This is a genomic window from Brevibacillus centrosporus (genome assembly GCF_003710815.1).
GTDB lineage: Bacteria > Bacillota > Bacilli > Brevibacillales > Brevibacillaceae > Brevibacillus > Brevibacillus centrosporus.
In genome coordinates this window covers 160,116-176,189 of sequence record NZ_RHHP01000007.1, presented here as the reverse complement: position 1 = coordinate 176,189, position 16,074 = coordinate 160,116, and the positions used below count along the sequence as shown (strand labels likewise).

The 16,074-nt window shown below is 51.1% G+C and carries 17 protein-coding genes; all 17 read right to left on the bottom strand.

All coding sequences use genetic code 11. The features are described from left to right. Positions 1 to 10 precede the first annotated feature (10 nt). The 17 genes from EDM55_RS08980 to EDM55_RS08900 all read right to left on the bottom strand — a co-directional run bounded on the left by EDM55_RS08980 (position 11) and on the right by EDM55_RS08900 (position 16,041). Positions 11 to 1,012 (bottom strand): PP2C family protein-serine/threonine phosphatase, encoded by a 1,002-nt coding sequence (locus tag EDM55_RS08980; RefSeq protein ID WP_092270961.1) that lies wholly within the window; start codon positions 1,010 to 1,012, stop codon positions 11 to 13. 20 nt (positions 1,013 to 1,032) lie between these two features. Then, entirely contained in the window at positions 1,033 to 1,440 is a 408-nt protein-coding gene (locus EDM55_RS08975) for an anti-sigma regulatory factor (RefSeq protein WP_373863277.1), read from the bottom strand. A 222-nt stretch (positions 1,441 to 1,662) separates the two neighbouring features. Beyond that, complete coding sequence (locus EDM55_RS08970) at positions 1,663 to 2,013, bottom strand: type II toxin-antitoxin system PemK/MazF family toxin (RefSeq protein ID WP_092270955.1); 351 nt, start codon at positions 2,011 to 2,013, stop codon at positions 1,663 to 1,665. Positions 2,014 to 2,016: 3 nt separating this feature from the next. Beyond that, entirely contained in the window at positions 2,017 to 2,316 is a 300-nt protein-coding gene (locus EDM55_RS08965) for a CopG family ribbon-helix-helix protein (protein ID WP_025845698.1), read from the bottom strand. Between the two features lie 180 nt (positions 2,317 to 2,496). Continuing rightward, complete coding sequence (alr, locus tag EDM55_RS08960; RefSeq protein ID WP_122960125.1) at positions 2,497 to 3,702, bottom strand: alanine racemase; 1,206 nt, start codon at positions 3,700 to 3,702, stop codon at positions 2,497 to 2,499. Between the two features lie 2 nt (positions 3,703 to 3,704). Continuing rightward, entirely contained in the window at positions 3,705 to 4,145 is a 441-nt protein-coding gene (locus EDM55_RS08955) for a hypothetical protein (protein ID WP_092270949.1), read from the bottom strand. Between the two features lie 98 nt (positions 4,146 to 4,243). Then, positions 4,244 to 5,992 carry an adenine deaminase gene (gene ade, locus EDM55_RS08950; RefSeq protein ID WP_122960140.1) on the bottom strand — a complete coding sequence of 583 codons (1,749 nt, stop codon included), beginning with the start codon at positions 5,990 to 5,992 and terminating at the stop codon, positions 4,244 to 4,246. Positions 5,993 to 6,106: 114 nt separating this feature from the next. Further along, positions 6,107 to 6,919 (bottom strand): nitrilase-related carbon-nitrogen hydrolase, encoded by an 813-nt coding sequence (locus EDM55_RS08945; protein ID WP_092270946.1) that lies wholly within the window; start codon positions 6,917 to 6,919, stop codon positions 6,107 to 6,109. Between the two features lie 91 nt (positions 6,920 to 7,010). Continuing rightward, positions 7,011 to 7,880: a D-amino-acid transaminase gene (dat, locus tag EDM55_RS08940; RefSeq protein WP_092270943.1), complete on the bottom strand. Its 870-nt coding sequence runs from the start codon at positions 7,878 to 7,880 to the stop codon at positions 7,011 to 7,013. A 12-nt stretch (positions 7,881 to 7,892) separates the two neighbouring features. Then, the gene (locus tag EDM55_RS08935) at positions 7,893 to 8,795 is read right to left on the bottom strand and encodes an acetamidase/formamidase family protein (protein WP_122960124.1); all 903 of its coding nucleotides are present in this window, start codon (positions 8,793 to 8,795) and stop codon (positions 7,893 to 7,895) included. A 1-nt stretch (position 8,796) separates the two neighbouring features. Then, entirely contained in the window at positions 8,797 to 9,756 is a 960-nt protein-coding gene (locus EDM55_RS08930) for a branched-chain amino acid ABC transporter permease (RefSeq protein ID WP_092270937.1), read from the bottom strand. Further along, complete coding sequence (locus tag EDM55_RS08925) at positions 9,744 to 10,634, bottom strand: branched-chain amino acid ABC transporter permease (protein ID WP_092270934.1); 891 nt, start codon at positions 10,632 to 10,634, stop codon at positions 9,744 to 9,746. The genes EDM55_RS08930 and EDM55_RS08925 overlap by 13 nt, the downstream gene beginning before the upstream one ends. A 16-nt stretch (positions 10,635 to 10,650) precedes the next feature. After that, positions 10,651 to 11,361: an ABC transporter ATP-binding protein gene (locus EDM55_RS08920; RefSeq protein WP_092270931.1), complete on the bottom strand. Its 711-nt coding sequence runs from the start codon at positions 11,359 to 11,361 to the stop codon at positions 10,651 to 10,653. A gap of 11 nt (positions 11,362 to 11,372) precedes the next feature. Then, positions 11,373 to 12,074, bottom strand: a complete 702-nt coding sequence (locus tag EDM55_RS08915) for an ABC transporter ATP-binding protein (RefSeq protein WP_122960123.1) — start codon at positions 12,072 to 12,074, stop codon at positions 11,373 to 11,375. Positions 12,075 to 12,157: 83 nt separating this feature from the next. Further along, on the bottom strand, positions 12,158 to 13,393 hold the full coding sequence (locus EDM55_RS08910) for an ABC transporter substrate-binding protein (protein ID WP_170184344.1): 1,236 nt from the start codon (positions 13,391 to 13,393) through the stop codon (positions 12,158 to 12,160). A gap of 251 nt (positions 13,394 to 13,644) precedes the next feature. Next, positions 13,645 to 15,015 (bottom strand): sigma-54 interaction domain-containing protein, encoded by a 1,371-nt coding sequence (locus tag EDM55_RS08905; protein ID WP_092270925.1) that lies wholly within the window; start codon positions 15,013 to 15,015, stop codon positions 13,645 to 13,647. A gap of 192 nt (positions 15,016 to 15,207) precedes the next feature. Continuing rightward, positions 15,208 to 16,041 (bottom strand): hypothetical protein, encoded by an 834-nt coding sequence (locus EDM55_RS08900; protein WP_122960121.1) that lies wholly within the window; start codon positions 16,039 to 16,041, stop codon positions 15,208 to 15,210. Positions 16,042 to 16,074: the final 33 nt, after the last annotated feature.

Here is a 16,074-nt window from a genome sequence, read left to right as displayed (position 1 = left end):
CAGTTATCGCTCAGGTTCTTCGCAGTATCATCATGGTGTAATCATCTGGCAGTTCAAACTGGGAGAGCAGCAGCAGCTTGCTATACAGGTTATCTGCCATCACTTGAGCGGACGTACCTAATTCCGCCTCCAGATAAGATACCAGCTCGTCCCTATGTAAGTAATATCGGCCAATCTTGCGCTCTGTTACACCATCCGTCAGAAGAATCAGAACATCCCCAACATCGAGATGCACTTCATATTCCTGGTAGTGGCTGTCGGAGCAGATCCCCAGCGCCATGCCCTTGCCTTCCATGTCGTAGAAACGCCCTTCCTTTGCCCGATACACAAAGCCAGGCTCATGTCCGGCAACAGCATATCGGAAGCGATGCTTCTGCGTATCGTAACAGCCGAACAGCATCGTGACAAACATGCTTGGATCGATATTGCGCTCCACCACCCGATTCAGATGGCGCAGCATTTCATCTGGACCATGCAGCATGTCACCCAAGCTCTCCATCGCGTACTTCAGCATGGACATGCACATCGCAGCTGAGATCCCTTTTCCCGTAATATCTGAAATCGTCAGGCAGAGTCGCCCGTCGTCGTGAGTAACGATATTGTAGTAATCCCCAGAAATTTGCTTCGCTGCGACACTGACCAGCCCAATCTCCACATCTGGATAGACCGGCAGCTCCTGCGGCACAAGTGATTTCTGCATAGCGGAGGCAACCGCCATTTCGGATTGGAACTGTTTATGCTTGCTCCTCATGCTGGTCACCGAGCGATGCTCATTTCCGTACTCAATCATGACTTCCGTTAAGATAGAGAAGGACGCTCGTACAAACTCGGGTACATCCCCGAGATATTCCAATGCCCGCCCATGCAGATCAATCATTTCTTCTGGCGAAATATCTTGAAGCAAGAGCCACTTCCCCAGCTGCTGGGCATCGTATAGCTGATCTTCCCCTTGACCAGCCAAATAGTCCCGGAGAAGCTGCACGTACTTTTTCTCTATACCCCGGGTCATCATCCTACTCCACCTTCCTCTACTCAGCTACGCCATTTCACAACGATGACTTTTGTCCCTTCCCCAAGAGCGCTCTGAATATCGAATTCATCCATCATGCGCCTGACGCCTGGTAGCCCAGCTCCCAACGCACCTGAAGTAGAATAACCATCTTCCAATACCTTGCGAATATCTGCAATCCCAGGTCCTGCATCCAGTGCAGTAATCTGCAAACCGATTGCTCCTTCACGCTCGATCGGCGTGATCGTAATCGTTCCTTCTCCTGCGTACAAAAAAATATTTCGAGCCAGCTCAGAAATGGTAGTGGCCATTCGGGACTGCATAATCGTGCCGAACCCTAATTGTCGAGACATATTTCGTCCAACCTGCCTCGCTGCGACAATATCCGCTACTGAATCGATCTTGATTGTCTCAGGATACAGCTCTGCCACAATCAAAAACTCCTTCCGCCCTCACTTGATAGGTAGAAATGTAATGGATGCGAAGCGAAGCCAATTTCTCCACCTTGGGAATAAAAAGCAAAACGTGTCACATTTTGTCTAATATTCACTACCATTACATTCGCTATACACACATCAAATCCTGCCCTCACAGCAAAAAAACCACTTGCTTCACTCAAGTGGCTTTTCCTCTCCAAAGGTCTGATCCTAGTTTTAAAAATCGATGAGTCCCAGGCTGATCTGTAGGGATTCATGCACACGATCCATCATCTCATCATCGAGATGAGTGATCTTATCGGTCAGCCGTTGTTTGTCAATGGTTCGAATTTGTTCCAACAGAATGACGGAGTCACGATCAAATCCATATGTTTTTGCGTCAATCTCAACATGCGTAGGCAGCTTCGCCTTTTGAATCTGTGCCGTGATGGCTGCGACGATGACCGTCGGACTAAATCGATTTCCAATGTCGTTCTGAATGACTAATACAGGCCGAACGCCTCCTTGCTCAGAGCCAACGACCGGTGACAGGTCCGCGAAAAATACATCGCCACGTTTGACAATCACTGGTCACACCCCGCTAACTAAGCGGACAAGAGTATGGTCAGCCTCTTCTTCAGCGCCAAAAGCCTCCGATGCCATTTTCAGATTGATCTTCGCCATCTCCATATACCCTTTTTGCATCGTCTCACGGATGGTGCGCTTTTTGCGCTCCTTCAAATACAGATGCATCGCCTGGCGAATGAACTCGCTGCGATTGGATTTTTCCTTCTGAATCACGCCATCCACTTCTTGTAGCAAGTGTTGTGGCAAGCTGATCATGATGCGTTTCGTGTTTGACTTCGACAAGACAAATCCACCTCCAACCATGACCGTAACTTTCATCCGCTAAGCATGTTCTCCTGCCAATTTGTCAGTATGAACAATACCATTATGTCGAAACCATTGCAAAAATATACCTGTCCGTACGCTATGCAGCAAAAAAAGCCGACTTTCTGCGCTTACCTAGTATTCGTTCTCGAAAGTAAAATTCCTGCCGATTTTTGTTTGCTAGTTATTTACACTTTCTTTGGGAGCATGTTTCATAGTGATTGGGTGAAACACCCCTGTTTCTTTTCCATTCTGAAAATAAACGCGGGGGATGCGGTAGTTCAGCATGCAAGGAACCTCGTAGTTGATCGTGCCGATCAGGGCTGCTACTTCATCCAGAGAAATCTCATCCTCGCCCTGCTTTCCATACAAAACAACCTCATCATTGACCTGTGCCGTTCCCTGTTCAATCCGCACCATAATCTGATCCATGCAAACCCTGCCAACGATGGAAGCATGTGCTCCATTGTACAAAACTTTCCCACGGTTGGACAACAGGCGAGAATATCCATCTGCGTATCCAATGGGCAGTGTCGCAATCTGTTCCCCGGGCTTAGCGGTATACGTCGCACCGTAGCTGACCGTAAAAGCTTCGTCCGTCGCTGTTTTCACGTGAGCGATCTTGGTCTTCAGCGCGAGTGCCGGTACGAGCCCCACATCTGCACGATCTTTCATATATGGCGAAGGATATAGTCCGTATAAACCTATGCCTAATCGGATCGTATCATACCCCCATTCGGGAAAAGCAATCGCAGCCGCCGTATTGCAGCAGTGGATCATAGGCAGTTTCTTGCCTGCAGCGCGAAGAGATTGCAAGAAGCTTTCAAACGTTTCGTGTTGTCGTCGCACATGGGTAGTGTCCGGTTCATCCGCGCAGGCAAAGTGAGTGAAAATCCCGGTCCAGGAGAGCTTTTGACTTTCCTCGAGTGCGTTTACCACACGCAGCAGCTCCTCCTTTGTGCGCACACCCAGTCGGCCCATTCCCGTATCGGTCTTGATATGAATGCCGACAGGCGCGAGATTCCCCTGAAGTAAAACGCGGTTCGCCTCGGCAATCCAATCAGCATGATATGCCGTAAGCTGGACCTGCAGTCGGCTGGCTGACTCTACAGAATCAGCAGGTGTGTAGCCAAGCACCAGGATAGGGGCATCGATCCCTGCCTCCCGCAAAACGATGGCTTCATCCAGCATGGCAACTGCCAGTGAGTTCGCGCCGCTTTCAAGCGCCTGTCTGCCTACCTCGACAGCACCATGTCCGTAGCCGTCAGCCTTCACCACCGCCATAATCCCGGTTTCTGCGGGCAGATGGCGGCGGAACGTCTGCACGTTGGCTGAAATCGCATCCAGATTTACTTCAACCCAAGTGTCACGACAAAACGGTTTCATGCTTATCTCCTCTTGTTCGCTTTATTATAGTAAAACAAACGCTCGTTCAAGTGCTTTAGAAATTCACGGGACACCATCAGAGACTCCCGCTTTCCTCCCACTCTGTAGAGATGGCGGCCTTCGTAAATCTGTTCGACCTCGGACAGTGGATAGCTGGTTTCTTTGCCTGACATCGTGATGATCAGGTGTGTTTTTGTCAGCTTGTACACAGGCCGAAGCATCGATCGGTAAAGAAAGGGAGCCAGACCTACAACTGCAATCGCAATTGCAAAGGCGAGCACCTTGAATGCCGTGTTGTTACTAGGAAGAATCTGCGCGAGAATCAGCATTCCCAAGACAAAAGCAACTGTCTCCATCACGCGCATTTTTACGCTTTTGCGCAGAAGCATGTCCTTGTACGTAGACTCTTCCTGGAACAAAACATCCGTAGCCGGTTTTTTCATGAAAAGCATGCCACCTCATTACGATAGAAGTTAATTTGACTGTATCGTGTTTTCCTGCCGGATGTCAATTCAGGGAATGCTTATTTCGCGTGGCGAAATCAAACGCCCGAGAGCAGAGTGAATTGTTGAACGTCGAATAATCCCTGATCAGTCAGCTTGAGGGAAGGGATAACCGGCAGCGCCAAAAAGGACAGCGTCAAAAACAGCTGGAAGGTAGCCGGTGCCCCTACCGTGCGCAAAGCGTGCTCCAGTTCGTCGAGCCCTTGGCAAACGACTTCTGCCTTCTGATTGGACATCAATCCCGCAATCGGCAAAGCGAGGGCTGCCAGTACCTTTCCATCCTCAACGACGACCAAGCCCCCCTGCATGCCTTCAATCGTTTTCACGGCAAACAGCATATCGTCATCGTTCGTTCCTGCGACGATCAGGTTATGCGAATCATGTGCAACAGTGGATGCGATCGCCCCTTTTTGCAGACCGAGACCTTTGACGATCCCCAGCCCAACGTTGCCTGTGAGGTGATGGCGCTCAATGACTGCCATTTTCAACAGGTCCCGCTCTACAGAAGGAACAAACTCTCCCTGAACAGTCGGCACTTCTATTACAAGATGCTCCGTTACGATTTTGTTGGGAATGATGCCGATGACATGCGCCTTTTCGTTTCGAACGGGTATGGCAAACCTTTCTTTGGTCAGTGGCTGGATCCGAACGCTTCCGGTCAGCTCCTCTGCTTTGGCAGCTACTTCAGCCGACTGCGGAGGAAGCATGTCTTCTACTACTCTTCCTCGATCCGCTACGAGTCTGCCGTTTTTAAAAACCTGATGGATCGCGACCTGCTCCAGATCGTCCAGCAGGAGAAAATCGGCTGCAAAACCTGGCGCAATCGCTCCCTTGTCATACAGCCTGAAGCATTCCGCCGCGTTCAGTGACGCCATCTGAATCGCAGTAATCGCCGACAAACCTCGCTCGATTACCATCCGCACATGATGATCGATGCTTCCTTCCCGGAGAAGCTCATCCAAATGCTTGTCATCCGTGACGAACAGGCATCTGCGCGAGTTGCGTTCGGTGACAGCCGGCAGCAATGCCTCCAGGTCCTTGGCAGCCGTTCCCTGACGCAGCATCACGTACATACCGCGCTGCAGCCGATCTTTCGCCTCCTGGACAGTGACGCACTCGTGATCCGTTTTGATTTGTGCGGTCCGGTATACATTGATCGCCTGCACATCAAGTCCCGCTGCATGCCCATCAATCTGCTTATTTTGTGCCATCGTCGCGGTCAGCTTATCCAGCATGCCCTCGTCCGCATTCATAACGGAAGGGTAGTCCATGACCTCTGCCAATCCCAGTACACGCGGATGGGACAGAAACGGGTCAAGATCTGCCTGCGTAAGTACCGCACCCGCATTCTCAAAGGAAGTCGCCGGAACACAAGAAGGAAGCATCACATGCACATCAAAGGGAAGGCCCTCCGAAGCTGCCAGCATAAACTCGATTCCACGCGCTCCCGCCACATTGGCGATTTCATGCGGATCCGTAATAACCGTTGTGACGCCGTGCGGCAATAGCACTCGCGCAAATTCAGCAGGAACCACCATCGAGGACTCGATATGCACATGTCCGTCAATAAAGGCAGGCGAGATGTACTTGCCTGCCGCGTCGATTACCGTATGTCCTTCGTACGCTCCGATCCCAACAAAGACACCGTCCGCAATCGCTACATCCCCTTGCAGCAGCTCCCCGTTGAAAACATCAATTATGGTTCCGTCTTTTATGACGATGTCGGCTTTTTCCCTGCCAGCCGCAACAGCAATACGTTTTCGAAGATGTTCCTTGGAGACAGTCACGGATGCCACACCCTCTTCCTCGCGATATTTTTAATCCACTACCCTGACGTAGTTTTTCCCATTAAACAATATCCGCTACCGAAAAGGAAGACATCATTTCTGCGAGGTTGCCGATTACCCGAGAATCACCATACCGCTTTTCCTTGCCTCTCCCCCTGGGAGCAAGGACTCATCGAAATCCGCGAGGTAAGGAATGCGCGCGCGGGCTTTCCCGATCAGCTCTGGTTGTATGTCGTGAAGAAGAATGCATGCTTCTTCACGCGATGCCTCGCACAAAACCTGACCATCCGGCGCAACCAGCTTGCTTTTGCCGCAGCTGCCCTCTCCCACCGTATTCACACCCAGGATAAACACCGTATTGTCCAAGGCCCGGGCGGGAAGCTGGATGTCCCACCGGGTTTCTGCCCCAAAGCTCCACACAGAAGGGACGATGATCAGCTCTGCCCCCTGCAGTGCCAGCAAACGGGCAGGCTCCGGGAATTCGATATCGTAGCAGATCAACACGCCAATTTTCCCCAGCGATGTGTGGATGACCCGGTACTGTCTTTCTCCATTCGTAAAGCTGTCTTTTTCCTTTCCCCAGACAAACGACTTTCGATACGTGGCGAGCAGTTCTCCCGTTCGTTCAATCACCGCCAGCGAAATATAGAGGTGATCCCCGTCTATTTCAGCGAAGGGGACGACGATAACCGTTCCCCATTTCCTCGCCAGGTCCCGAAAGAGGCTGACTGTCTTGCCATCTCGAGTCTCTGCCAATCGCAGGAATTCCTCCTTTTTCAAATGGTAGCCGGTCTTCCATAGCTCGGGAAAAACCAGAAGCTCGGCACCTTCTCCCACCGCCTGTTCTGCCATAAAAACGGCTTGCTGCAAATTCGCATCTGTCTGGCCAGAAGCCGGTTTCATCTGAATGGCTGCCACTTTGCACATGCTTGATCCCCCTCACCGATTTATCGACGCTTCGTTTTTCGTTCGAAAAAAAGGACCGGAACTTCCCCGGCCCATTCCATAACGTACTTTCCTATTTACCTGAAGAAGACGAGCATGACTGGTCGACTTCTTTTTGGAACCAGGCAGCGAGCTTTTGGAAGTAAGCACCTGGCTTTCCCGCTCCCACCTTTCGATCATTGACTTGAACCACGGGGACCGCCTCCTGCGTGGTACTCGTGATGATCACTTCATCGGCCACCTCGATGTCCTCCATCGTCAGACGGGTTTCGAGAACCGGCACATCCTGCTTCTTCAGAATCTCAATAATCTTTTGGCGCGTTATGCCATTGAGGATCGACTGGTCCGCGATCGGTGTCTTGAAGACCCCATCCTTTACAATGAACAGATTGGTGGAGGTCCCTTCCTTGACTTCGTTGTCACGGATAAAGATCGCTTCATGTCCGCCTCTTTGATGCGCTTTTTCTTTTGCCAAAACATTGGGCAAGAGGCAGATCGACTTGATGTAGCAGTTGTGCCAACGCTCATCGGGAAACGTGAACACCACTACGCCTTCCTCCTGTTGCTTCCCTAGGTCTGGCACCCCCTCTTTCCAAACGATAAACAGATTGGCAGCAACATCTTCGGGAAACAGATGATTGCGCGGCGCTGTTCCCCGGGTGACCTGAATGTAGACGGTTCCTTCGGCGATTTTGGTCTGAGCAATTCCGGCTCGGACAATCGCCGCAATCTCCTCCACCGTCTTCGGGAGGGTGAGCATAATGCTATGGGCAGATTGCTCCAGACGAGCCAAATGTTCCTGAAGCGTAAAAGGTACTCCGCGATACAGGCGAATCATCTCGTAAACACCGTCACCGAATTGCAAGCCTCTCTCTTCGACGGGCAGCACCCGTTCATTCGGATCCATGAACCGTTCGTTAAAGAAAGCAAGATTTTGCCCCAATGGAATCTCTCCTTATCCCCTGCTTTTCTCAAAAGTCACGTCAAATACCGCTTTCGGAATGGCAAACTTCGCCGTTTTCAAGGGATTTACCATCTGGGATACACGCAAGTCACCGCTGATCCCCATCAAGCAAACGATTTCATTCGCCTCATAGCTTTCAAGCCTTTCCCGCAAAAATTCAAACATGTACTCCGTTGCAAGCTGGCAGGCCTCATCCATCGTCGCAGCGGAAGCGACCACATACACTTGCTCACGATCCTCCACAACGGGCGTAACAAAACACTGCCCCTTTACCAATTCAACCTTTACCCGGACGCGACCGCCGATCTCCACGCCGCAAACAGTAGCTTCCCCGTCCCCCATGAGCGCGTGCAAATCTCCGATCGCCAAGTTGGCGCCATCGACGGATACCGGCAAGTAGACGACTGCACCTTCCGTAATTTCCTTGGTATCCATATTTCCGCCATGCATCCCAGGGAAGTAGGTGGTGATGTCCCCACTCTTCGGGGATACGCCAATGACGCCAATCATCGGTTTGATGGCGAGTGCGTGCTTTTCGTTAAAATGGACCTTGCCGCCTTCGACCCGAAACTTTTTTACCTCTGGTTCGGCTACGTACTTGTGCAAAATACCGGCACCCGGCCGCAGATACATCGTTCCTTCCTCATCCAGGTCGATTGAAATCACAGTGATTTTCAGCGTATCGCCCGGAACAGCGCCGTGAACGGCAACCGGTCCCGTAGCCGGATTCAATCCCTGCAGGGCAAACAGCTGATTTCTGGTGGGCACTTTCAACTGCTCCCGATAGCAATCGTACGTTTCAAACACGACTTCATCCCCGGAGGCAACCGTAAGCACTGGTTGGAGATCAGGGGCAAATGAATAGATATGATGCGTTTTCGCGACGACTTTCATGTCAAGCCTCCTTCCTTATCTGTGAGAGCTGCTCTGCCTTTCGCTTTCTTGTATACAGTGATACCAACAGACCCGCAAGACCGGTAGGCGAAAACCGCATAACGAGCACGAGAATCAGACCAAAGATCATCAAGTGATAGTTGCCAAACTCCTTTACGTACTCCGAGATCAGCTCCAGGGAAACGCCGCCCAGAATCGGCCCGATGAACGTTCCCAAGCCTCCGATGACCGACATGGAGATAACGATACCCATCTCTGTGATCGTCGCCATTTCCGGACTGACCAGCAGGGTGTAATGGGCCAAAAATGCACCTGCAAGTCCCGCGATCGCAGACGAGATGGCAAACACAATGACCTTGTGACGAACGACCTTTGCTCCCATCGCAGCCGCGGCCGTCTCATCTTCGCGAATCGCGCGTATCGTCAAACCGAAGTCCGACTGCACCAGCTTCTGAATGCCGACAAAGACGACAATCACAACTAAGGCAATCGCTGTGTAGTAGTATGTGATCTTACTTCCTGCCTCCCCGAACAGTCCCGGAACACTGAGACCGACTTGTCCATTGGTGATTTCGTATTCCAAACTGATGACAATCCGATAGATTTCCGAGAACGCGATCGTTGTCAGCGCGAGGTAGCTGCCACTCATGCGGAGCGTCAAAATCCCGATGATGATCCCGACAATCCCTGCTGCGATGGCACCAATCAGAATGGAGAAAACCGGGGGAATCCCCAGCTTCAGCGAGACCAGACCAGACGTGTACGCCCCCAGAGAGGACAGCGCCAGATGTGCAAAGGACACCTGCCCCGAATAGCCGGCCAACAGATTCCAGCTCGAGGATAAAATCACATAGAAGCACGCCAGGATGACGATGTGCAGCGTATACTCGTTAGCGAACAAAGGCAGTATCAACGCAATCAACAATAAGCCCAAGACGATTTTTTTGTCTAGTTGTTCCATTGTGCCCCTCCAAACAGCCCTTTCGGCTTAAAGAGCAAAATCAGGATCAAAATGAGGAAGCTGTATACATCCCGGTAAGCCGGGGACAGAAAGAAAACACCCAAGCTCTCGACTAGTCCGACCAACAGTGAGCCATAGATCGCTCCTTTAATCGATCCCATCGATCCAAGTACGATGATCACAAAGGATTTGATCGCAGGTACCGTTCCCATGATGGGATAGACCAGAAAGACAGGACCGAGCAAAGCTCCCGCCGCTCCCGCCATGCATGCTCCTAGACCAAAGGCGATGCTGCCCAGTCGCTTGGCATTGATCCCCATGATGGCACTCGTATCCCGGTCCTGGGAGATTGCCCGAAGCGCCGTTCCCAGCCAGGTTTTATTGATAATAAACAGCATGATAAGCAGCAGCGCAATCGCGATCAGGGCAGCCAGCACTTTTCCAGAGCTCAATGTGATTACCCCCAGATCAATCGTGCCGCCGGTGAGTGCAGGCGCGCTCTTTTGAAACGGTCCAAACACGGCGAGTGCCATATTGATCAAGAAGAGAGAAAGGCCAAAGGTAATGAGGAGTGCATACTCATCCTTTCGCTCAACCTTATTTTCATAGAGCGGAGTCAACAGCGCCTTTTCGATCAGCACGCCGAGAAAAAACGTCGCGAGAATCGCCACAAAGATTCCGGCAACCGGATGAAGCCCCATCGTCTGGCTTACAAAGTAGGAAGCATATGCACCCAGCATATAGAACTCACCATGCGAAAAGTTCACGATTTTGAGAACGCCAAAAATGACAGTCAAACCAAGCGCCATGAGACCGTAGATCGAGCCGATGATCAGCCCATTTACCAGCTGTGCCAAAAGCGGTGACAGTTCGTTCATATAGAATCTCCTTTCGTCAAAACTTGAGCCAGGATTCAACGACCTGCTTCAGATTCTTCTCGATTTCGTCCGCTGCGCTTTCCGATGATACCTGCCCCCGCTCCAGCACATACACATGGTCCGAGTAACCTATGGACTCCCGGATATTTTGGTCCACCATCAAGAGAGTAATCCCCTCATCCCTCAGCTCGTGTAGGACGCGGTACACTTCTTTGGCGATTTTGGGGGAAAGCCCCGCAGACGGTTCATCCACCAGAATCAGCCTGGGTCCTGGCATCAAGGTACGTGCGATTTCCAGCATGCGCTTCTGTCCGCCGCTCATCAAGCCGGCAGATTCGCTTCTTTTTTGCTTGAGGATCGGGAATTTTTCGTACATGCACTCGATCCGCTGAGCCACTCTCGCTGAGTCCTTCTTAAAAGACCAGGCGCCCAGCTTTAGATTTTCCTCAATCGTCAGGTCCGGAAAAACACTGACCCGCTGCAGCAGAAAGCCAATCCCCAAGTTCGCCAGCTTGTGGGAAGGCAGACCGCTGATTTCCTCCCCCTGAAAGCGAATCGAACCCTTGCTTGGCGTCACGAAGCCGAAGATGGTTTTCAAGAGCGTTGATTTTCCTGCACCGTTCGGCCCGATCAAGAGCGTCAGCTTGTTTTCCTTCGCGGATAGTGACAGGTTGTTCAAGATTTGGATTTTGCCGTACCCCGCTTCCACATTGGCTACTTCCAGCATCGTACTCCTCCTTAGCCCAGATAAGCTTCGACCACTTGCGGATTGGCGTGCACGGTCTTCGGGTCGCCATCCGCGATGACTTCCCCTGCCGCCACGGCAATCAACCTCGTGCTCACTTCCATAATGGCCGGAATGTTGTGCTCGATCATCACAAAGGTCTTGCCACGCGCGTGCAGCTTCTGCAGCGTATCGAGAAAGTTTTGAATCATATTCGGGTGGAACCCGGCAGTTGGCTCGTCGAGGAAAATCAGCTCCGAATTCAGCATCACCGCACGGATAAACTCCAGCAGCCACTGCTGCCCGATAGACAAGTTTTGCGCCTGCTCCGTGGCATGATTATGCAGCTTTACTAGCTCGAGCAGCTCCTGTGCTTCCTCTTCTGCCACCTTCCTGTCCTTTTTCAGCTGAATCGCGGGAATCATCAGGTTTTCCCAAACGGTGAGACGTTTGAATAAACGGAGATTTTGGAAGGTACGGCCGATCCCCATACGTGCCTTTTCCTCCAAGGGTGCGCGGGTTATGTCCCTGTTTCGGTATTCGATGGCGCCTTCATCGGGTTGATAGACCCCCGTGATCGTGTGGAGCAGCGTAGATTTCCCAGAGCCGTTGGGACCGATGATGCCCACGATCTCTCCTTTATTGACCTGCAGGTTGACCTGATTGACGGCAACCGTGCCACCAAAGCGTTTCGTCAAGTTGGTTACTTTTAGCACCTAATCCTTCCCTCCTTCTGCAAGCGTGCCTGTTTCGCATGGAAAAAGAGGCGAGGCTTTACGCTCGCCCCTTCCCCAGCTGCCTATTTGTCCGGTGTTGCGTACTTTGCGGTAGAGACATCTTTCGGGAATAGAATCTCCGCGTCATCCGGGCTTTGGTTGACCTGCGTGTACTGCATGAACAGCAGGGCAGGCAGCCAGTTATGGTAATCCACGCCCTTTTCAGAAGGGAAGGTAATGCCTAAAAGCTTCGCCTCCTCCAGCGCCTTCGTGATCTTGGCTGGTTCCGTGGAGCCAGCACGGGTAATCGCATCAGCCAAAAGCAGGACAGTGTCATAGGCATGCAGCGCTGCATAGGTCGGTTTCCGTCCGTTTTTCTCCTCGTACGCTTTCACCATTGGCTGCGTCAAATCCGTGAATTTGGCTTTTGGATGGTATGGTGCTTGCCAGACCAGGTACTTCGCAGCTTCTCCTGTCGTTTCCCAGATCTCCGGATATGCTGCATCTGCTCCTCCCATCAGCATCGCTGTTTTGGCCGATGGGGCGATTCCCAGTTCATGCGCTTGCTTCACAACGAGATAGCAGCCAACACCTGTCATAATATTCAAAATAATATCAGGTTGAAAATCCTTGGTCAGATCGAGCAGCTGCGGGACGAAATCCTTGGTGTTGCGGTCTACCACGATGCTTTTAAACGGAATGTTTTTATCCGTGAGCTGTTTTTTCAAAAGGTCGACGTTCCCGATTCCCCAGTCGCTGTCTTCTGCCAGAATCGCTACGTTTTTATAGCCAGCAAATTCTACATACTCCACCACGCGTTTGGAAAACATCGAGTTGTTCGGTGCTACCCGGAAAATATTCTCATAGCCCTTTTCCGTAATCGCGTCTGACCAGGCTTCCGCTACGATAAACGGGATATTGTCGCGCTTCGCCACCTCGATCTCTGCCAATGCCGCAGAGCTGTGGCCTTCCCCTGCAATCGCAACAACCTGCTCTTTCTTAATCAGCTTTTCCATAGCGGACTGCCCTTTTTCGGGAGAGCCCGCGCTATCCTCATAAAACAGCTGCAGCTGCTTGCCCAGCACGCCCCCCTTTTGATTGATGTCATCAACGGCGAGCTGCATCGATTTCTGAATTTCTTCTCCCAGCACTGGACTGCCCGGCGGCGTCAAAGGCCCGATCCCGCCAATCTTGATCACATCCGCCCCGCCTCCCCCAGCACTCGAGGCGCCGCTGGATTGCGTGGTGTTTGAAGCACATCCTGCCAACGAGAGCAGAGCTAACGAGAACGCCAGTGATAGAATCCCTACTTTTCGCAAGAGATAACCCCCTTCATCTATTTTTGCCGGCGTCTTATCGCATTTGCAAAATAGATGCCAATGCAAAAAACCTCTAAGCAAAGTCTGCTCAAGAATGAGCAACTCCGCATTAGAGGAAGGGTGGTTCAGCTGACTCCTGAAAAATCCGACTCATGCACAAGCTTAGATTATTCATCGGTGTATAATTCACGGATAAAAAGTAGTAAGATTGCCTATTTTCCAACTATTTATTTTTGACTAATCGTTATGCGTTATTGAATATTGTACTTTTTCAGCTTCCTGCTTACGCTCGGCTGACTGATTCCTAGTGCTTCTGCCATTTTCGTTGTCGTCTTGTACATATCCAGAGCGCGCTGGAGCAGCTGCTTTTCTACTTCCTCGACTGCCTCTGCAATGGGAAGAAGGTTAAACACCTTGATCCCCTCTTTGCTGCTCGTCACACTATTTGCGATACTGCTTGGAATCTGCTCACTAGTGATGATATCCCCCTTCGTCGTCACGACCAGTCGCTCAATAAGGTTTTCCAGCTCGCGGACATTTCCTGGCCACTCGTACTTCTCCAAAATGTGATAGCACTTGTCGCTCAGCTGCTTGTTCAGGCAGTATTTTCGCGAGTAGTATTCGAGAAAATAGCTGGTCAAAAGGGGAATTTCCTCGGGGCGCTCCCGAAGTGGCGGGATTTCCATGGGGATCACGTGAATCCGGTAATACAAATCTTCACGAAACTCTCCGTTCTCCACCATCTTCTTCAGATTTTTATTGGTTGCCGTAATCAGTTTGATATCGATCTTTTTGGGAGTCGAACCTCCCAGGCGGGTAATCGTTTTTTCGTGCAAGGTGGTCAATAGCTTTACTTGTAGCCGGAGCGGCAGCTCGCCGATCTCATCCAGAAACAAGGTTCCGCCATCTGCCTTTTCGATCAGACCGATCTTGCCCTCTTTGCCGGCCCCCGTGAACGCTCCCTTTTCATAGCCGAACAGCTCTGACTCGAGCAGCGTTTCCGGGATCGCCCCGCAATTGATCTGAACGAAATGCTTCTCCTTTCGCGGACTGTTCTGGTGAATGTACTTGGCCATCATCCCTTTCCCGACGCCCGACTCTCCCAGAAGGATGACGGTAGAATCGACCTGGGCCAGCCGTTGCGCCATCTCTACGATATTTTCCATACTGCTGCTTCGGTAGATAAAGGATGCGTCTTCCTTCTTTTCATTCGAGTACTTATCGAGCTCCTCAAAGTAAATCGTACTGAGGTTCTTCGCCTCGTTCAACTCGCTCTGCAGCTTTTCCTGGTGGGTGATGTCCGTCGAGATGTTGACGACCCCAAGAAAGGTTCCCTCCTTGTCGAATATGGGTGTCCCTACGACAAACAGCTTTCGGTTTTGAAAGGTGGTCTGAATCGTGTGGATTTTTTTCCGCTCGCGGATGACCCTCATCGTAATCGTCGGCTTGAAATAACCGAGGTTGTAAAAGTCTTCGATGTTTCTCCCCAGCATTTCATTGCGCGATACGCCGATGAAATGCTCATACGTTTCCGTACAATAGATCGTTCTTCCCTCGGCGTCGGTCACGTGCACGATGTCGAACAAGGAATTGAGCATGGCTTCCAAATCCATGTTGGTCATGCTGCTTTCACCTCCTAAGTAGATAAAAACCAGTGAAGCATCATTGCTTTTTCTCTTGAGATAAAATCCTGCATGTATGTCCTTCCATTTTGACTATAGCAAGAACGAAAAAGCCCCACCAGTAGATTTTGGGACTGACCCCATAAGGTCAGTCCCTCTCCTACTGCTGGAGCTTTTGCTGTATCAGGCTTATTATTCTGTGACGGTTGTTTTTTCAGCGTTATCCTGCTCTTTTTCTTTTCGGGGGAAGGCTACTTTTTCAAAGGTTCCTTCCACCACTTTTTGGGCGATCGTCGCAAATTCTTCGCTGCGCTTGTCCGCTTCTTCCTGTGTAAGCTTGCCCGCTTTCACTGCTTCTGCCAGCTGCTCTTTTTGTTTGCTCACGAGCAGGTCAATGACATCCTGCTTGTCAACGCCTTGAGCCTCTGCAATTTCCGCCAAGGATTTGCCTGCAGTCAGCTCTTCTTTGAATTTGGTTTCATCCAGTTTCAGCAGGGTGAGGAGCTCCTCATTTTTGCCGAGGCCAAATCCAAACATCATTTTCCCGTGACCGCGATCTTGATGTGTGTTTTCCACCATGGCTTTTACGCGCTCTGCGGAGTTCTCCGTCATTTTATCTGCTTGCTCCTGCGTCAGCTTGCCAGCTTTCACCGCTTCTGCCAGTTTCTCTGCCTGCTGCTTCACCAGAAGCGCGATCACATCGTCTTCCTCCACGCCCTGTGCCTCAGCGACTGCTGCCAGCGTTTTTCCTGCCTTCAGCTCTTCCGTAAGCTTCGTCGCATCCAGCTTCAGCAAGGCCAGGAGCTCTTCGTTTTTCTCATAGCCGAAACCTCCACCAAATCCGAAGCCGCCGCGATGCCCCATGCTGCCTTTGAATTTCACTTCTGCAGGTTTATTCAAATCTTTCGCTTGTGTTTGTGTTTGCGTTTGTGTCGTGTCGGCTGCCATTGCGCTTCCCAGACTTCCGATACTCAGCACAGCTGCCATTGCTCCCAAGAGCATTCCCATTTTTGCTTTGCTAAACATATATTCTCCATCCTTTCAACGCTTGGTTTCTTG

Excerpts from the sequence above, each read along its gene's own strand:
- EDM55_RS08925 (WP_092270934.1), bottom strand. The coding sequence starts at position 10,634 with ATGAACGAACTGTCACCGCTTTTGGCACAGCTGGTAAATGGGCTGATC.
- EDM55_RS08980 (WP_092270961.1), bottom strand. The coding sequence starts at position 1,012 with ATGATGACCCGGGGTATAGAGAAAAAGTACGTGCAGCTTCTCCGGGAC.
- EDM55_RS08945 (WP_092270946.1), bottom strand. The coding sequence starts at position 6,919 with ATGTGCAAAGTGGCAGCCATTCAGATGAAACCGGCTTCTGGCCAGACA.
- EDM55_RS08955 (WP_092270949.1), bottom strand. The coding sequence starts at position 4,145 with ATGAAAAAACCGGCTACGGATGTTTTGTTCCAGGAAGAGTCTACGTAC.
- EDM55_RS08930 (WP_092270937.1), bottom strand. The coding sequence starts at position 9,756 with ATGGAACAACTAGACAAAAAAATCGTCTTGGGCTTATTGTTGATTGCG.
- EDM55_RS08905 (WP_092270925.1), bottom strand. The coding sequence starts at position 15,015 with ATGACCAACATGGATTTGGAAGCCATGCTCAATTCCTTGTTCGACATC.
- EDM55_RS08920 (WP_092270931.1), bottom strand. The coding sequence starts at position 11,361 with ATGCTGGAAGTAGCCAATGTGGAAGCGGGGTACGGCAAAATCCAAATC.
- EDM55_RS08965 (WP_025845698.1), bottom strand. The coding sequence starts at position 2,316 with ATGGTTGGAGGTGGATTTGTCTTGTCGAAGTCAAACACGAAACGCATC.
- EDM55_RS08935 (WP_122960124.1), bottom strand. The coding sequence starts at position 8,795 with ATGAAAGTCGTCGCGAAAACGCATCATATCTATTCATTTGCCCCTGAT.
- alr (WP_122960125.1), bottom strand. The coding sequence starts at position 3,702 with ATGAAACCGTTTTGTCGTGACACTTGGGTTGAAGTAAATCTGGATGCG.
- EDM55_RS08900 (WP_122960121.1), bottom strand. The coding sequence starts at position 16,041 with ATGTTTAGCAAAGCAAAAATGGGAATGCTCTTGGGAGCAATGGCAGCT.